Origin of the sequence: Streptomyces sp. NPDC048352, assembly GCF_040651895.1 — a bacterium.
GTDB lineage: Bacteria > Actinomycetota > Actinomycetes > Streptomycetales > Streptomycetaceae > Streptomyces.
The window spans coordinates 96759-113040 of sequence record NZ_JBEZKZ010000007.1; the positions used below are offsets into that span (position 1 = coordinate 96759).

16 protein-coding genes are annotated in these 16282 nt (G+C 73.9%); 10 read left to right on the top strand and 6 right to left on the bottom strand.

Annotated elements, in window-relative coordinates:
• Nucleotides 1–31: 31 nt before the first annotated feature.
• The 3 genes from AB0D45_RS06450 to AB0D45_RS06460 all read right to left on the bottom strand — a co-directional run bounded on the left by AB0D45_RS06450 (nucleotide 32) and on the right by AB0D45_RS06460 (nucleotide 3069).
• Nucleotides 32–1687: a serine/threonine-protein kinase gene (locus AB0D45_RS06450; protein WP_362455554.1), complete on the bottom strand. Its 1656-nt coding sequence runs from the start codon at nucleotides 1685–1687 to the stop codon at nucleotides 32–34.
• A gap of 199 nt (nucleotides 1688–1886) precedes the next feature.
• Nucleotides 1887–2378: a MarR family winged helix-turn-helix transcriptional regulator gene (locus AB0D45_RS06455; protein WP_362455555.1), complete on the bottom strand. Its 492-nt coding sequence runs from the start codon at nucleotides 2376–2378 to the stop codon at nucleotides 1887–1889.
• The gene (locus tag AB0D45_RS06460; protein WP_362455557.1) at nucleotides 2371–3069 is read right to left on the bottom strand and encodes a DJ-1/PfpI family protein; all 699 of its coding nucleotides are present in this window, start codon (nucleotides 3067–3069) and stop codon (nucleotides 2371–2373) included. The genes AB0D45_RS06455 and AB0D45_RS06460 overlap by 8 nt, the downstream gene beginning before the upstream one ends.
• 160 nt (nucleotides 3070–3229) lie before the next feature.
• Between AB0D45_RS06460 and AB0D45_RS06465 the strand changes: the two genes are divergently transcribed.
• The 3 genes from AB0D45_RS06465 (at nucleotide 3230) to AB0D45_RS06475 (ending at nucleotide 6113) form a co-directional block, all read left to right on the top strand.
• Nucleotides 3230–4582, top strand: coding sequence for an aspartate aminotransferase family protein (locus AB0D45_RS06465; protein WP_362455558.1), 1353 nt, complete (start codon nucleotides 3230–3232; stop codon nucleotides 4580–4582).
• Nucleotides 4583–4690: 108 nt separating this feature from the next.
• Entirely contained in the window at nucleotides 4691–5362 is a 672-nt protein-coding gene (locus AB0D45_RS06470; protein ID WP_362455560.1) for a GntR family transcriptional regulator, read from the top strand.
• Between the two features lie 100 nt (nucleotides 5363–5462).
• Nucleotides 5463–6113, top strand: a complete 651-nt coding sequence (locus AB0D45_RS06475; protein ID WP_361608789.1) for a hypothetical protein — start codon at nucleotides 5463–5465, stop codon at nucleotides 6111–6113.
• A 54-nt stretch (nucleotides 6114–6167) separates the two neighbouring features.
• Here AB0D45_RS06475 and AB0D45_RS06480 read toward each other — a convergent pair whose 3' ends face one another.
• Nucleotides 6168–6893 (bottom strand): SLATT domain-containing protein, encoded by a 726-nt coding sequence (locus AB0D45_RS06480; protein WP_361608791.1) that lies wholly within the window; start codon nucleotides 6891–6893, stop codon nucleotides 6168–6170.
• A gap of 272 nt (nucleotides 6894–7165) precedes the next feature.
• Here AB0D45_RS06480 and AB0D45_RS06485 point away from each other — a divergent pair, with 272 nt between their 5' ends.
• The 7 genes from AB0D45_RS06485 (at nucleotide 7166) to AB0D45_RS06515 (ending at nucleotide 13475) form a co-directional block, all read left to right on the top strand.
• Nucleotides 7166–7510 carry a YbaB/EbfC family nucleoid-associated protein gene (locus tag AB0D45_RS06485; RefSeq protein WP_361608793.1) on the top strand — a complete coding sequence of 115 codons (345 nt, stop codon included), beginning with the start codon at nucleotides 7166–7168 and terminating at the stop codon, nucleotides 7508–7510.
• Between the two features lie 69 nt (nucleotides 7511–7579).
• Nucleotides 7580–8179, top strand: coding sequence for a recombination mediator RecR (gene recR, locus AB0D45_RS06490; RefSeq protein ID WP_362455562.1), 600 nt, complete (start codon nucleotides 7580–7582; stop codon nucleotides 8177–8179).
• Entirely contained in the window at nucleotides 8172–8819 is a 648-nt protein-coding gene (locus tag AB0D45_RS06495) for a DUF5063 domain-containing protein (protein ID WP_361608797.1), read from the top strand. The genes recR and AB0D45_RS06495 overlap by 8 nt, the downstream gene beginning before the upstream one ends.
• Nucleotides 8820–8961: 142 nt before the next feature.
• Nucleotides 8962–10236, top strand: a complete 1275-nt coding sequence (locus AB0D45_RS06500) for an aspartate kinase (RefSeq protein WP_361608799.1) — start codon at nucleotides 8962–8964, stop codon at nucleotides 10234–10236.
• Complete coding sequence (locus tag AB0D45_RS06505) at nucleotides 10233–11306, top strand: aspartate-semialdehyde dehydrogenase (RefSeq protein ID WP_361608801.1); 1074 nt, start codon at nucleotides 10233–10235, stop codon at nucleotides 11304–11306. The genes AB0D45_RS06500 and AB0D45_RS06505 overlap by 4 nt, the downstream gene beginning before the upstream one ends.
• Nucleotides 11307–11631: 325 nt before the next feature.
• Nucleotides 11632–12303 (top strand): SigE family RNA polymerase sigma factor, encoded by a 672-nt coding sequence (locus tag AB0D45_RS06510; RefSeq protein ID WP_362455564.1) that lies wholly within the window; start codon nucleotides 11632–11634, stop codon nucleotides 12301–12303.
• The gene (locus AB0D45_RS06515; protein ID WP_362455565.1) at nucleotides 12300–13475 is read left to right on the top strand and encodes a hypothetical protein; all 1176 of its coding nucleotides are present in this window, start codon (nucleotides 12300–12302) and stop codon (nucleotides 13473–13475) included. Before AB0D45_RS06510 ends, AB0D45_RS06515 begins: the two co-directional genes overlap by 4 nt.
• On the opposite strand, the gene AB0D45_RS06520 is transcribed toward AB0D45_RS06515, so the two are convergent.
• Entirely contained in the window at nucleotides 13453–14322 is an 870-nt protein-coding gene (locus tag AB0D45_RS06520; RefSeq protein ID WP_362455567.1) for an SURF1 family protein, read from the bottom strand. The two genes, AB0D45_RS06515 and AB0D45_RS06520, sit on opposite strands and share 23 nt — an antisense overlap.
• 43 nt (nucleotides 14323–14365) lie before the next feature.
• Complete coding sequence (locus AB0D45_RS06525; RefSeq protein WP_362455569.1) at nucleotides 14366–16189, bottom strand: prolyl oligopeptidase family serine peptidase; 1824 nt, start codon at nucleotides 16187–16189, stop codon at nucleotides 14366–14368.
• Between the last annotated feature and the right edge of the window lie 93 nt (nucleotides 16190–16282).

Genomic DNA, 16282 nt, shown 5'->3' on the forward strand with positions numbered 1-16282 from the left:
GCTTATTGACTTCGACACAAACGGCCGCCGACTACTCCCTGTAGTACGTGAGAGGGGCGCCGGCTCCCCCGTTCAGCTCGCGGCGCAGGCCCCCGTCGGGCAGCAGCCGCAGCCGGCTCCAGCTGCCGGACGTGCAGGTGGGAGGGGCGCCGGAGGTGACGGTGGAGGCGTCGAGTTCCACCGGGTCGGGGGCGCTGCGCAGGGATGCCCGCCAGGAGCACGAGTAGGCCGGGTCGTCGGCCCTCAGGGTCATGACGGGGTCGCCGACCGCGCCGGGGGTGAGGGTGAGGCGCCAGCTCGTGGAGCCGGAGGTGGCCCGCCAGGTGCCGGCGTAGGACTGCGGGAGCCGGCCCGGGGTTCCGCTGCCCGGACCGCCCGCGGCGGGCCTGGTGGCGGAGCCGGAGCGCGCTCCGGAACCCGAGGCGGAAGGGTCCGCGGACGCGCTGGGGGCCGCGTCCGGGGGCGGCGGGTCTTCGCTCATCACCGCGTACACCGTGCCGCCCGCCGCTGCCGCGACGACGACCGCGACCGCCACGAGGAAGGCCGTCGAGGCCGTGGCCGGGCGGGCCGGCGGAACGGGCGCCGGCGGCTGGTACGGGTAGGTGGGGGCCGTCGGCCGGTACGGGTGGGCGGGGGCCGCCGTGAGGGTGGAGGGGTCGGTGGCCGGTACGGGAGGCGCGGTCCAGGTGGGGACGGCGTCGGCAGCCGGGAAGGGGGCGGGACCAGGAGCCGGGGCGGCATCCGGGTGGCCGGTGCGGTCCGGGCCGGGGTCCTCGCGGTCCAGGAGCTGGACGGCGTGCCGGCCCAGCTGGGCCACGAGCGCGGTCGGGAGCCAGGGCTCCAGGGCCCGCCCGTCGGCCACGGTGGCGCCCGCTCCCAGCCGGTCCAGGACGGCCTGCGGCGCCGGCCGGGCGGCGGGATCCTTGCGCAGGCACTCCGCGACGAGATCGCGCAGCTCGGCGGGTACGCCGCCCAGGTCGGGTTCCGCGTCGGCGATGCGCAGCAGCAGGCCGGCGGTCCCGCCGGGGTGTTCCGCGTCGCCGAAGGGCAGCCGCCCGGTGGCCGCGTAGGCCAGGACGGCGCCGAGGCAGAAGACGTCGCAGGCCGCGGTCACCGTTTCACCGCGCACCTGCTCGGGGGCCATGAAGCCGGGGGAGCCGACGAGCTCCCCGGTCCGGGTCACCCCGCCGTCGGCCTCCTCCAGGGGACGGGCGATGCCGAAGTCGATGACGCGGGGGCCGTCGAGGGTGAGCAGCACGTTGGAGGGCTTCAGGTCGCGGTGGATCAGCCCGGCGCGGTGGATGTCCTGGAGGGCGTACGCGAGTCCGGCCGCGAGGGTCCGTACCGTGCGGGCGGGCAGCGGGCCGAAGTCGTGGGCCACGACCTGGCGCAGGCTCGGCCCGGCGACGTAGCCGGTGGCGAACCAGGGGGTCTGCGCCTCCGTGTCGGCGTCGAGGACGGGGGCGGTCCAGGCGCCGCCGACGCGCCGGGCGGCGGCGACCTCCTGGCGGAACCGGGAGCGGAACTCCTCGCGGAGGGCCAGGCCGGGGTGGACGAGCTTGACCGCGACGGTACGGCCGCGGTCGGAGCGGGCGAGGTACACCTGGCCCATGCCGCCGGCCCCGAGGCGGGACAGGAGGCGGTACGGGCCGATGTGGAGCGGGTCGGTGCGGTGCAGCGGTTCCATCGCCGGGTGGTCCCTTCCCCCTGGGCTGGCCGGACGGGCTGAGCGTAGTGCGGTGGGCTCCGCGAGGGGAGGGACGGGGTGACCGGCCGGGCGGGGGCGGACCGCCCGGTTCCGGTCCCGTCCGGCGCACGATCGTGCTCGGGGCGGCCCGGCGTCGGTCCCGGTCCGTCGACGCGGCCGTGTCAGGGCCGCCATCCTCTCAGTCCCGGTCCGTCGAGGCGATCGTGGTCAGGGCCGCCGAGAGGCGTTCCAGGGCGGCGGCCGTCTCGGCGAAGGCGGCCTCGCCGAGGACCTCCGTCAGGCGGGCGGCCAGCGCGGCGTGCCCCGGGTTGATGCGGGCGATCGCCGCGCGGCCCGCCTCCGTCGGACGCAGGAGCTTCGCGCGGCGGTGGGCCGGGTTGGGGACGTACTCGGCGAGGCCGGCCGCCGCCAGCAGGTCGGCGACGCGCTGCACGCTCTGCCGGGTGTTCCCCATGGCCCTGGCGATACCCGCGACCGGCAGCGGCTCGCGCAGCACGGCGCCCAGCACCTGCCAGCGCGCGGCCGTCAGCCCGGCCGGACGGGCCAGTTCCTCGGAGACGGAGAGGAACTGCCCGTTCAGCTGGAAGACGCCGAGGGCGGTGCGGCTCAGCAGATCCTGCTGTGCCCGGACGGGGAGGGCCACCGCGGGGTCGCGGCGCGGGTCAGGCACCGCCGGCCTCCGCCGCCGCCATCAGGACCGGGAACGCGCTCGGGTCGGAGTCGTGGAAGAGGCGGTACCACGCGTCGAGGACGACCGGCTCGTACGCGCCCAGCCGGGCGAAGACCTCCCGCGCGAAGGCCACCGGCTCCGTCGGGCCGGCCGTGATCAGGTCCTGGGCCGTCACGGCGTCGGCCTCGACGTACCGCGCCGCGCCCCCGTAACCGGGCTGCGCCGCGAGGTAGGAGGGGTCCGCGCTGGTGTGCGGTCGCCCGTCCAGCAGCCCCTCCCGGGCCAGGCCCGCCGTGGCTCCGCAGATGGCCGCGACCGGCACCCCGGCCGCCAGGAACTCGCGGGCCTTGGCCGCGAAGGGGGCCAGCCCGTCGCCGGCGTCCCAGAGTGCGGCGCCCGGCAGGATCAGCAGCGCGGAGTCCTCGGGCCGCAGGCCGGCGAGGGCCAGGTCGGGCAGGATCCGGACCCCGCCCATCGTGGTCACCGGGGTTCCGGCGGCGAAGCCGACCGTACGGATCCGGTGGCCGCGCTGCGCGAGGTGCGCGGTGGTGTGGCCGGTCTCCCAGTCCGCCCACGTGTCGTAGACGGCGAGGTGGACGGGCTTGGCGGGTGCGGCAGCGGTCCCGGCAGCGGTCTCGGCGGTGGTCCCCGCAGCGGTCCCGACAGTGGTCCCGGCAGTGGTCTCGGTCATGGTGCTCGCCTCCGGTCGGCAGGCCATGACAAGATACTGTCGTTTTGCCAGCATGCTGTCAATGGTAGGGCCCGTGGCAGACAGACTGCCGAGGGCGGCCGCCCACCCCCATACAGTCCGCCGATGTCCCTCCCGACCTGCGCACTTCTAGCGTGACCGCATGACCCCTCATGTCACCGGCGCGTCCGTCAAGGCCGCCGACCGCGCTCACGTCTTCCACTCGTGGTCCGCCCAGGCCCTGATCGACCCGCTGGCCGTCGCCGGCGCCGAGGGCTCGTACTTCTGGGACTACGACGGGAACCGCTTCCTCGACTTCTCCTCCCAGCTGGTCAACACCAACATCGGCCACCAGCACCCCAAGGTGGTCGCGGCCGTGCAGGAACAGGCCGCCAAGCTCTGCACCCTCGCGCCCGGTTTCGCCGTGGACGTCCGCTCCGAGGCCGCACGCCTCATCGCCGAGCGCACCCCCGGCGACCTCGACAAGATCTTCTTCACCAACGGCGGCGCCGAGGCCGTCGAGAACGCCGTACGGATGGCCCGGCTGCACACCGGCCGCCAGAAGGTGCTTTCCACCTACCGCTCGTACCACGGCGCCACCGCCGCCGCGATCAACCTGACCGGCGACCCGCGCCGCTGGCCCTCAGACACCGCCTCCGCCGGCGTCGTCCACTTCTGGGGCCCGTTCCTCTACCGCTCGCCTTTCCACGCCGCCACCGAGGCCGAGGAGTGCGAGCGCGCCCTCGCGCACCTCGCCGACACCCTCGCCTTCGAGGGGCCGCAGAGCGTCGCCGCGATCATCCTGGAGTCGGTCCCCGGCACCGCCGGGATCATGACCCCGCCGCCCGGGTACCTGGCCGGCGTGCGCGAGCTCTGCGACCGCCACGGCATCGTCTTCATCCTCGACGAGGTCATGTCGGGCTTCGGCCGCACCGGCGCGTGGTTCGCCGCCGACCACTGGGACGTCACGCCCGACCTGATCACCTTCGCCAAGGGCGTGAACAGCGGCTACGTACCCCTCGGCGGCGTCGCCATCTCCGCCGCCATCGCCGAGACCTTCGCCACCCGCCCCTACCCGGGCGGCCTCACGTACTCCGGGCACCCCCTGGCCTGCGCCGCCGCCGTCGCGACGATCAACGTGATGGAGGAGGAGGGCATCGTCGAGAACGCCGCGCGCATCGGCACCGAGGTGATCGCGCCGGGGCTGGCCGACCTCGCCGAGCGGCACCCCTCGGTCGGGGAGGTCCGCGGGCTCGGCGTCTTCTGGGCGCTGGAACTCGTACGCGACCGGGCCACGCGCGAGCCGCTCGTCCCGTACAACGCCTCGGGCGCCGACAACGCCCCCATGGCCGAGTTCGCGGCGGCCTGCAAGGCGTCGGGGCTGTGGCCGTTCGTCAACATGAACCGGACGCACGTCGTCCCCCCGTGCACGGTCACCGAAGCCGAGGCCAAGGAGGGCCTGGCGCTGCTCGACGAGGCGTTGACGGTGGCCGACCGCCACACGGTCGGGGCGTGAGGGTCCGGATAGCGGGCGTTATATCCGCATACCGGCCGTAGACCGCTCGGTTTCGGCCGCGCTGCCTGGCCTAAGGTGTCCGAAGTCCTACGGAGGAGACGGACCCCTATGCCAGGCAGCCGGAGCGGAGGTGTCACCCGCAACACCCTTCGGCAGCAGCTCGCGGACGCGCTGCGTGACGAGGTGCTCGCGGGTCGGCTCCCTCCGGGGACCGAGTTCACCGTCAAGCAGATCGCCGAGCAGTACGAGGTCTCCGCGACCCCGGTGCGCGAGGCGCTGGTCGACCTCGCGGCGCAGGGCCTGCTGGAGTCCGTGCAGCACCGGGGCTTCCGCGTGCGGGTCTACACCGTGGACGACTTCCGGGGCATGATCGAGGCCCGGACGCTGGTGCTCGACGGGATCTTCCGCAGGCTCGTCGAACGCGGTGCCCCGCCCGGCACGGGCGAACTGCTGGTGTCGGTGCGCCGCCGCGCGGAGGAGGCGCGGCGGGCCGTGCGCAGCGGTTCGCTCGAAGTGTTGATCGGCTACGACCTGCGCTTCTGGCGGGAGCTCAGCGAGCTGGTCGGCAACACCTACATATCGGAGTTCCTGCACCGCATACGGATCCAGTGCTGGGTGTTCTCGGTGCCCCACCTCCAGGAAGCGCCGGAGCTGCGCGCCGCGCTCTGGGACGGGCACAACGAGCTGGTGGACGCGGTGACCCTGGCGGACCCCGACGCGGTACGGCGCATCGTGCGCGCGTACAACCAGCACGGGCTGGACTGGGCCGCGGGCCTCTGACGCCGCCGCCGTGCCCGGCGGGGTTCTGCGCACCCCTTCGCGGAGCGTGTCCGGCGCATTACTCTGGCCGGATCGGCGGCAACGACTGATCGGAGCCCGCGTGGCCTGTGACCTGTGGCTGGTCCCCCTTGTCGACGTGCTGTGCCACAGCCCCGACAACCCCTTCGCGGAAGAGATCGCCTCGTACGACAAGGCGCTGGGCGAGGCGGGCCTGCCGTCGGTGCCCGTGTTCGCGTACATGCCGGGCCTGAGCGGGGACGTGGCCCCGGTGGCCGGCTTCGACTACGACGCCCTGCACTTCCTGCGGCGGGCGTACCTGCTGCAGGTCTGCGGGCTGCCGGTGACGCCGGTGGACGAGCTGGGCGGGGACTACGAGCAGCTGCTGGAGATGTTCGAGCCGACGGCGCAGCAGTCGCACCTGGTGTGGCACTACGACCACGCGGGGGCGTACGTCCCGGTGGACTTCACTGCGCCGCTGGCCAACGAGGAGCTGCTCGCGGCGGGCGGCCCCCTGGGGTCGGCGCAGGGGCTGCTGCGGGAGCTGGCCTTCGTCGCCCCGGCGATCGGCATAGACCCGGCGAACCCGCCCGCCGCACCGGCGCCGCCCGGCGGCCCGACCTCGCTGGAGGAGCCGGCGGGGCCGATCCCGTACGACGAGAGCCCCTTCGCCCGGGAGCGGCACGTCTGGCTGGGGCTGCACGCGGCGGCGACGCGCAGCCTGGGTCAGGGCTCGATGATCATCTTCAGCTGACGGGCCCGGGCGGCGGCCCCCGCCGCGGAGCCGGGCGGCGCGCTCCCGCCCGGCTCAGCGCGGCTGCTCGGGCGGGCGCTGGCGGGGCATGTTCGGGCGGGTGCCCGGCGGCAGCGGGAAGCGCGCCGGGGGGACGCCCGGATCGGGACGGGCGGGCGCGCCGGCCAGCGACTGCATCAGCAGCGGCGCCGGACCCGCCCGGAACTCCACCATCCAGTCCGCCGTCTCCGAGCGCACGAGTTCCGTGACGTCCTCGGAGAAGCGGCGCAGTACGGTCAGGCACCGCTCGGCGGCCTCGCTGGCCGTGCCCTCCGTGGGGCCGAGCACCTCGCGCACATTCTCCGAGGCCCAGTCGAACTGGAGCGTCTGGAGCCGCCGCTGCACCGCCTGCGCCGTCGCCACGTCCCGCATCCACCCGGACGTCAGCCCGAAGAACCGGTCACAGGCCAGGCAGGCCGCGGCCAGCAGCAGGGCCAGGTACCCGTACGAGGACGCGCCCGGCGCCGAACCGGTCAGCTCCAGCAGCGGCATGGCCGCACCCGTGACGGCGCCCACGGCCGCGCCCGCCCGCAGGGTCCGCGCACCCCGGCGCTTCCAGGCCCGGTCGGACAGGTACCACTCGGCCGTGCGCAGCGCGTCGGCCTCCACCCGCCGGTAGAGCTCGTCGAGGCGCTCGGCGGGCTCACCCCAGTCCCCGAGAGGGAACGGCCGGCCGGTCAGGTCGCCGTCCTCTGCGGGATCCCGGGGTGGCCCCTCGGGCTGCATCTCCGGCTGACTCACCCGGCACTCCCTCTGCCTGCGCTGACGTGTGATGCGCGTGTGCGCAATGGTGCGCATGCTCTTCCTACCTTCGAATGACACGCGATGGGCAGCGAATCCCGGGTTTTCCGCCCGCAAGGAGGGCTCCATCAGGTACGCGCACGCCCCGCTCTCACCCGAAAGAGTTGGTCCTCCCGGCGTAGGGCGCCGCGCCCGGGGAGCACGTAGGCTCGGATTGACCGAGCCTTTCCGAAGGCGATCCGCAACCGTTGTGACGTACGGAGTGAGTACCTGTGATTCCCGGTGGTGGCCAGCCCAACATGCAGCAGCTGCTCCAGCAGGCCCAGAAGATGCAGCAGGACCTCGCGGCGGCCCAGGAGGAACTGGCCCTGGCCGAGGTCGAGGGCCAGGCCGGCGGCGGCCTGGTGAAGGCGACCGTCACCGGCTCCGGTGAGCTGCGCGCCCTCGTCATCGACCCGAAGGCCGTCGACCCGCAGGACACCGAGACCCTCGCCGACCTGGTGGTCGCGGCGGTCCAGGCGGCCAACGAGAACGCGCAGGCGCTCCAGCAGCAGAAGCTGGGGCCGCTGACCCAGGCACTGGGCGGCGGCAGCGGCATCCCCGGCCTGCCGTTCTAGTCCCTTCCACCCCCACCGTCCCGCCACTCACCACCGCATACACCGCGCAGAACGAAAGAAGGCAGTCCGTTGTACGAAGGCGTGGTCCAGGACCTGATCGACGAACTGGGCAGGCTGCCCGGCGTCGGGCCCAAGAGCGCGCAGCGGATCGCCTTCCACATCCTGCAGGCGGAGCCGACCGACGTCCGACGCCTCGCGCACGCGCTGCTGGAGGTCAAGGAGAAGGTCCGCTTCTGCGCGGTGTGCGGGAACGTGGCGCAGGAGGAGCGGTGCGGGATCTGCCGCGACCCGCGCCGCGACGAGGCGGTCATCTGCGTGGTCGAGGAGCCGAAGGACGTCGTCGCGATCGAGCGGACCCGCGAGTTCCGGGGCAAGTACCACGTCCTGGGCGGGGCGATCAGCCCGATCGAGGGCGTCGGCCCCGACGACCTGCGCATCCGCGAGCTGCTGGCGCGGCTGGCGGACGGGACGGTCACCGAGCTGATCCTGGCGACCGACCCGAACCTGGAGGGCGAGGCCACCGCCACCTACCTCGCCCGCATGATCAAGCCCATGGGCCTGAAGGTCACCCGCCTGGCCAGCGGGCTCCCCGTCGGGGGAGACCTGGAGTACGCGGACGAGGTCACGCTGGGGCGGGCCTTTGAAGGAAGGCGACTTCTCGATGTCTGACGCAACGCTGCACGCCCGGGGCCAGGATCCGGACGACTTCGCCGTCCAGATCGCGGACCAGATCGAGTCCTTCATCGTCGCGGTCACCGAGGTGGCCAAGGGCGAGGACCCGGACAGCGCGGTTCCCTTCCTCCTCCTGGAGGTGTCCCAGCTGCTGCTGGCGGGCGGCCGGCTGGGCGCGTACCAGGACGTGCTGCCCGACGAGCGCTACGAGCCCGACCTGGGCCCGGAGCCCGACGTGGACATCCTGCGCGAGCGGTTCGCCCTGATGCTGGAGCCGGTCGACGTCTACTCCGAGGTCTTCGACCCCTACGAACCGCGCAAGGCCCCGGTCCCGCACCGCATCTCCGACGACCTGGCCGACGTGGTCGCCGACCTGCGCCACGGCCTCATCCACCTCCAGGCGGGCCGGGTCACCGAGGCCCTGTGGTGGTGGCAGTTCTCCTACTTCACCAACTGGGGCCCGACCGCCTCCGCCATGCTGCGCGCCCTCCAGTCGCTGATCGCCCACGTGCGCCTCGACCAGCCGCTCGCCGCCCTGGACGGTCTGGACACGGACGAAGACCTGGCCGAGGACGACCTCGCGGAGCAGGCCGGCGCCGTCATGGCCGAGGAGCTCGGACAGCTGGGCCGCAAGTAGGCGCGGAACCGGCGGCGCGTACCGTGTCCGCGGGGCAACCGCTCCGACGATCTTTTCATCTCATGATGTGGTACGTGGCGGTCGGATCGCGGCCGCTCGTTACACTGCACCAGCAATGAGACGGACTGAGCGAGGAGCGCACGTGGGCCTTGTCGTGCAGAAGTACGGAGGCTCCTCCGTAGCCGATGCCGAGGGCATCAAGCGCGTCGCCAAGCGGATCGTGGATGCCAAGAAGAACGGCCACCAGGTGGTCGTCGTGGTTTCCGCGATGGGCGACACGACGGACGAGCTGATCGATCTCGCCGAGCAGGTATCCCCGATGCCTGCCGGGCGTGAATTCGACATGCTGCTGACCGCCGGAGAGCGGATCTCCATGGCCCTGCTGGCCATGGCGATCAAAAACCTGGGCCACGAGGCGCAGTCGTTCACCGGCAGCCAGGCAGGCGTGATCACCGACTCGGTCCACAACAAAGCGCGCATCATCGATGTGACGCCGGGCCGGATCCGCACCGCGCTGGACGAGGGCAACATCGCCATCGTCGCCGGCTTCCAGGGTGTCTCCGCGGACTCCAAGGACATCACCACCCTCGGCCGGGGCGGCTCGGACACCACCGCCGTCGCGCTCGCCGCGGCGCTGGACGCCGAGGTCTGCGAGATCTACACCGATGTCGACGGCGTCTTCACCGCGGACCCCCGCGTCGTGAAGAAGGCCCGGAAGATCGACTGGATCTCCTCCGAGGACATGCTGGAGCTCGCGGCCTCCGGCTCCAAGGTGCTCCTGCACCGCTGCGTCGAGTACGCCCGCCGCTACAACATCCCGATCCACGTCCGGTCGTCCTTCTCCGGACTGCCGGGCACCTGGGTCAGCAACGAGAATCCGCAAGGGGACGCGCAGGTGGAGCACGCCATCATCTCCGGAGTCGCTCACGACGTCTCCGAAGCCAAGATCACGGTCGTCGGCGTTCCGGACAAGCCGGGCGAGGCCGCGGCGATCTTCCGCGCCATCGCGGACGCCGAGATCAACATCGACATGATCGTCCAGAACGTGTCGGCCGCCTCCACCGGCCTCACGGACATCTCCTTCACCCTCCCCAAGGCCGAGGGCCACAAGGCCATCGACGCCCTGGAGAAGGCGAAGACACAGATCGGCTTCGACTCCCTGCGCTACGACGACCAGATCGGCAAGATCTCCCTGGTCGGCGCGGGCATGAAGACCAACCCGGGCGTCACCGCCTCCTTCTTCCAGGCGCTGTCCGACGCGGGCGTCAACATCGAGCTGATCTCCACCTCCGAGATCCGCATCTCGGTCGTGACCCGCCAGGACGACGTCAACGCGGCCGTCATCGCCGTCCACACGGCCTTCGGCCTCGACTCCGACAGCGACGAGGCCGTCGTCTACGGAGGCACCGGCCGATGACCGCGGACCGGTCCTCCGGCCCGGCGCTCGCCGTGGTCGGGGCGACCGGAGCAGTCGGCTCGATCCTGCTCCAGATCCTGTCCCAGCGGGCGGACGTCTGGGGCGGCATCCGCCTGATCGCCTCCCCGCGCTCGGCCGGCCGCGTGCTGGCCGTCCGCGGCGAGGAGACCGAGGTGCTCGCCCTCACCGAGGACGCCTTCGAGGGCCTCGGCGCGGGCGACGTCGTGCTCTTCCTCACCCCGGCCGAGGTGTCGGCGCGCTGGGCTCCGGTCGTCACCGCGCGCGGTGCCGTCGTGGTGGACCAGTCCGCCGCCTTCCGGGAGGACCCCGAGGTGCCCCTGGTGGTGCCCGAGGTGAACGGCCACGCCGTACGGATCCGGCCGCGCGGGATCGTCGCGGGCCCGGACTGCGTGACCGCCGCGATGATCGCCGCCGTGGGCGCGCTGCACGCCGAGTACGGGCTGGCCGAGCTGGCCGTCTCCTCGTACCAGGCCGCGAGCCGCGCGGGGCGGGCCGGTGTGGAGGCGCTGCGCAAGCAGCTGGTCCAGGTCGCCGGCAGTCCTCTGGGGGAGCTGCCCGGGGACGTGCGCCGTGCCGTGGGCGAGGACACCGGGCCGTTCGCGGCGCCGCTCGCGCTGAACGTGGTGCCCTGGTCCGGTGAGCTGCGGGAGGACGGCTGGTCCTCGCACGAACTGGCCGTACGGGCGGAGACGCGGCGGATCCTCGGCCTGGCATCGCTGCCGGTCGCCGTGACCTGCGTCCAGGTCCCGGTGGTGACCGGGCACTCCCTGACGGTGCGCGCCCGCTTCGAGCGGGAGGTGGCCGCGTCACACGCCCGCGACCTCCTCGAAGCGGCGCCCGGGGTGGTCGTCGTCGACGATCCGGCCGCGGGGGAGTTCCCGACTCCGGCGGACGCGGCCGGTACCGACCCGGCCTGGGTGGGGCGGCTGCGGGGTTCCCTGGACGATCCGAGGGCGCTCGAGTTCTTCGTATGTGCGGACAATCTACGCAAAGGCGCCGCACTGAATGCCGCTCAGATCTCGGAACTGATCGCGGGTGAATTCGCGTAATTCGCTTTGTAGGATCTGTGATGATCCCTTGATCAAGGTGATGGCCCGACTGCCGCCTGGATGAATGGGGCAATCGGGAAGAGCGGGTACGCATGAAGGCAATGGGGAAATTGCTGAATACTCTGCCGCGCGCGTACAACCCTGACGGGGCGACGCGTGTCCAACGGGCGTGGCAGAGGCACTGTTGGACGTGGCCGTCCTACCGGCGCGCAGCGGGATCGCTCCCCCGCGCCGGCGACCGGGCGCGCCCGGCGGCGGCTTCCCTGTGATCGTTCCCGTCCCGCCGGCCAGCGTGCCGCACATCGCGACGACCCGTGGCGGCCGCGTGCCCTCGCCCCGGGACGGCGCGGACACCGCCGCGAACCCGCCGGCGGCGCAGGCCCTCCCGCCGGAGACCGCGATACCGCAGGCCCCCGCGCCCGCCGGGACGGTACGCGGTGGTGCCGAAGCCGGGGCCGGTGGCGAGCTCGCCGATGCCGCCGGTGAGCGGCCCGTCGTGGCCGGTACCACCGTCGACCACCTCACCGAGACCTACCAGGCCCACTACCGCTCCCTCCTCGGCCTGGCCGCGCTCCTCCTCGACGACACCGCCTCCTGCGAGGACGTCGTCCAGGAGGCCTTCATCCGCGTCCACTCGGCCCGCAACCGGGTACGGGACCGCGACAAGACCCTGGCCTACCTCCGCCAGACCGTCGTCAACCTCTCCCGCTCCGCGCTGCGCCGCCGCATCCTCGGTCTGAAGCTGCTGTCGAAGCCGATGCCGGACATGGCCAGCGCGGAGGAGGGGGCGTACGACCAGCTGGAGCGCGACGACCTGATCAGGGCGATGCGGGGACTCCAGCGCCGGCAGCGCGAGGTGCTGGTGCTGCGCTACTTCGCGGACATGACGGAGGTCCAGGTCGCCGAGGCGCTCGGGATATCGCTCGGCTCGGTCAAGGCGTACGGATCGCGGGGCATTGCCGCGCTGCGGGTGGCGATGGAGGCTGCGCAGTCATGAGGGACGACCACAGGAACCCGCCCGGCCCCGCCGCCACGGCCACGGCCGACGAGCAGGCGCTGCGCAGCCTGCTGGCCGGTGCCGTGCAGGGACTGGAGCCCTGCGAGGGGGCCCTGGAGCGGCTGCGCCACGCGGTGCCCGCGCGCCGGGCCCGCAAACGGCAGGCCCTCCTCGTGACGGCGGCGGCCGCGCTGCTCGCCGGCACCGCGGTTCCGGCCGCGCTGCACCTGGGCTCCGACGAGGGGACCGCGGCCGGGCACTCGGCCATGGCGGGCCACGGGGAGTCGCAGGGCGGCAAGCCGGGCGATCCCTCCGACCCCCGCCAGAACGGCTCCGACGCCGTGGCCGGGCCCAGGCCGTCGACGTCGGCCGGTCAGGGGCGGCAGCCGGGCGGCGACGAGCGGCCGTCGCCCGGGGCGAGCGGCTCGCCGTACGCCGACGCGGTCGCGGGCCCCTCCACCACGGCGGGCGTCCCCGCCGGCGGAGCCGGTCGCGGCCCGCTGCCGCCGCTGGGAGCGGCGGCCGGAGTCCCGGGCTGCACGGCCGACCAGCTCGACGTGTCGGGCAGCGCCCGCGCCCCCGAGACCGACGGCAAGGTCTACGGCAGCTTCAAGGTCACCAACGTCTCGGCCCGGGGCTGCACGGTCACCGGCCCGGACACCGTGACGGCCGCCCCGGTGGCGCCTCCCGGCCCCCCGCCCGCGCCGGCTGCGGCGCCGCCCGTGACGGTGGCGGACCACACGGCGGGGGACCCGGCGAGCGCGCTGCTGCCCGACCCGTCCGCCGAGGCCCCGGTCGTGGTGCTCCAGCCGAACAGCGCCTACGAGGTGCGGTTCGCGTGGGTGCCCTCCGGGCAGTCCTGCCCGGCGGCGACGCCCACCCCGTCGCCCAAACCCCGGCAGGACGGCGGCACGGCGGCACAGCCCGCCACCGGCGCGCAGGGCGGCACGGCCGACGGCACGGCCGACGGCACGGCCGGGGGTGCGGAGCCGACGGGCGCCGACGGAGCCGCGGCCGGTGACGCGCACAGCGGCTCCACGGCCCCGGAGGCGGCCGGAGTGGAGGTCTCCCACACGCCCGGTACGGGCGCGCCGGTCACCCAGGCCACCATCCCGGCGGCCTGCGGCGGCACGGTCTACCGCACGGGCCTCATCCCGCCGGGCGCGCCGTAGCCGGCGCCGCGTCCCCGGCCGCGTCGCCGACCGCGTCCCCGACCGGGCCCGCGGTCCCCGCGGCCGCGTGCGCGGCAGCCGCGCCGGGGACCCCGGCGGGCAGCAGACCCGCTTCGGCGTCGCGCAAGGTCTCCACCTCGCGCCGGTAGAGCCGGAACCACATGAAGAGCGCGAAGGCGACGAAGACGAACCACTCGCCGGTGTAGCCGAGGTTCTGGAAGGCCTTCAGGTCGAGCCCGGTGTTGGCCGGCGCCTTCGCCGGCACCGGAGTCATCCCGTCCACCGGTGTCTGCACCGTCAGCCAGGCGTCGTACAGCGGATCGTGCACCAGGTTGACCAGCGTGGCCGCTGCGATCACCCCGAGCTGGCCCGGCGGCAGCCCGCCCTGCGCGTGCACGCCCTTGGTGCCGGCGTTCTCCGAGGCCTGCAGGGCCCCCGTGACCTCGACCCGCCCGGCCGGCGGTGCCGGTGCCTTCGCGGGGTCCGCCGCCCCCGGCAGCCAGCCCCGGACCACGGGGATCGTCTTCCCGGAGTCGGTCCGCAGCAGGGTCAGCACGTAGAAGCCGGACCGGCCGCCGAGGTCCCGCTCGGGAACCAGCAGCTGCTGCCCGTACTCGCCGGCCGTGGCGGCGGGCCGGCCGGAGGTTCTGGTGTCCACCGGGAGCAGCGAGTCCAGCGGCTCGGCCGCCTGCTCGGCGGGGCGCTCGGCCTGCGCCTCCTTGTGGCTGCCGACGCGGTCCTCGAACCGGCCGAGCTGCCAGGTGCCCATGAACAGGCAGAAGGGGACGGCGAGCGCGACGAAGACGTTGATCCCCCACCAGCGCGGGGTCAGGAGAAACCGGTGCACCCCACCAACGGTACGGGGGGTGCACCGGGAGACCCGTGCCGGGTCAGCGCGGCAGGTGCTTCAGCGCGAATTCGAGATCCATCCGCACCTGCTTGATCCGCTCCTCCACCACCAGCGAGCCGTGCCCGGCGTCGTAGCGGTACACCTCGTGGACCGCGCCGCGCGCGGCGAGCCGGTCGATGTAGTTGTCGATCTGCCGGATCGGGCAGCGCGGGTCGTTCACCCCCGCCGTGATGTGGACGGGCGCCTTCACCGCGTCGACGTACGTCAGCGGCGAGGAGGCCGCGAACCGCTCCGGGACCTCCTCCGGGGTACCGCCGAAGAGGGTGCGGTCCAGGGACTTCAGCGCGTCCATCTCGTCGTGGTACGCCGTCACGTAGTCCGCCACCGGTACGGCGGCCAGCCCGACCGCCCAGTCGTCGGGCCGCGTGCCGATGCCCAGCAGCGTCAGGTACCCGCCCCAGGACCCGCCCGACAGCACCAGCCGCGCCGGGTCGGCCAGGCCGGAGGCCACGGCCCACTCCCGGACCGCCGTGATGTCCTCCAGCTCGATCAGGCCGACGCGGTGCTTGAGGGCGTCGGTCCACGCGCGGCCGTAGCCCGTCGAGCCGCGGTAGTTGACCCGCACCACCGCGAAGCCGTGGTCCAGCCAGGCGGCGGGGGTCGCCGCGAAGGCGTCGGAGTCGTGCCAGGTGGGCCCGCCGTGGATCTCGAAGATCGTCGGGAAGGGCCCGTCACCGTGCCCCGCGGGCCGCTGCGCGAGCGCGTGGATCCGTCCGCCGGGCCCCTCGACCCACACGTCCTCCACCGGCACCGAGCCGGGCGGCCGCATGCCCGGCGGGTCCAGGACGATCCCGCCCGCGGTGGACCGTACGGCGGCCGGCTCGGCGGCCGAGGACCACTGGTACTCCACCGTCCCGTCCGGCCGGGCCGTCGCGCCGGACACCGTGCCGGGCGGCGTGTCCACCCGTACGAGTTCCCGCGCGGCCAGGTCGTAGCGCCACAGCTCGCTGCGCGCCTCGTAGCTGTGCGCGATGAGGAGCGCGGTCCCGTCCGGGTACCACTCGGCGCTGACGTCGCCCGGCAGGTCGACGGCCAGGTCCTCCTCCGATCCCGTGGCCACGTCCCACACCATCGGCTCCCAGCGGCCGCGCCGCTGGTGTCCCACGAGCAGCCGGGTGTCCCCGGCGACCGGCGCGAAGCCGAGCACCTCCAGGCCCAGCTCCTCGGTTCCGCCGCGGGAGTCGTCCAGCTCCGCGACGGTGGCGCCGTCGAGGGTGACCACGCGGAGTGCCGAGTGCATGGCGTCGCCGTGCTCGGTGTGCTCGATCGCGAGCAGGGTCCCGTCGTACGACAGGTCGCCGACGCCGGCCGACTCGCGGTGCCGGTAGATGACCTCCGGGGCAGCGCCGCCGGGCCGTACGACGTGGATCATGGAGCCGTCCTCGTCGGTGGACCGGCCCACGACCGCCGTGCCGTCCCGCGCGATGGCGAGGCCGGCGGGGTAGGAGGGCTCCAGGCCGGGCGTGGCGGGCTCGTCGGGTCCGCCCGCGAAGGGCTGGCGGACCCAGGTGCCGAACTCGTCGCCGTCGGTGTCGGAGAACCACCAGATCCACTCCCCGTCCGGGGAGAGGGCGCCGTCGGTGGTGCCGTTGGGACGGTCGGTGGCCTGCCGCTGCGAGCCGGTGGCCCGGTCCCAGGCGTAGAGCTCGTACGTCCCGGTGGCGTTCGAGACGAAGAGCGCGCGGTCCGGGGCGTCCTCGGCCCAGTCGGGCAGCCCCACGCGCGGAGCCCGGAAACGCTTCTCCCAGTCGGGCATCTCGGAAGCGGGGGCCGTGCCGGGGGTCAGGTCGCTGTCGCTGGTCATGCGCCCCATTCTTGCCGCACCGGCGGCCGGGATGCCGACTGCGCCGAACGGGCGCACGGTGGTGTCCGTACGCCGGACGCTGCCGAGAGGGTG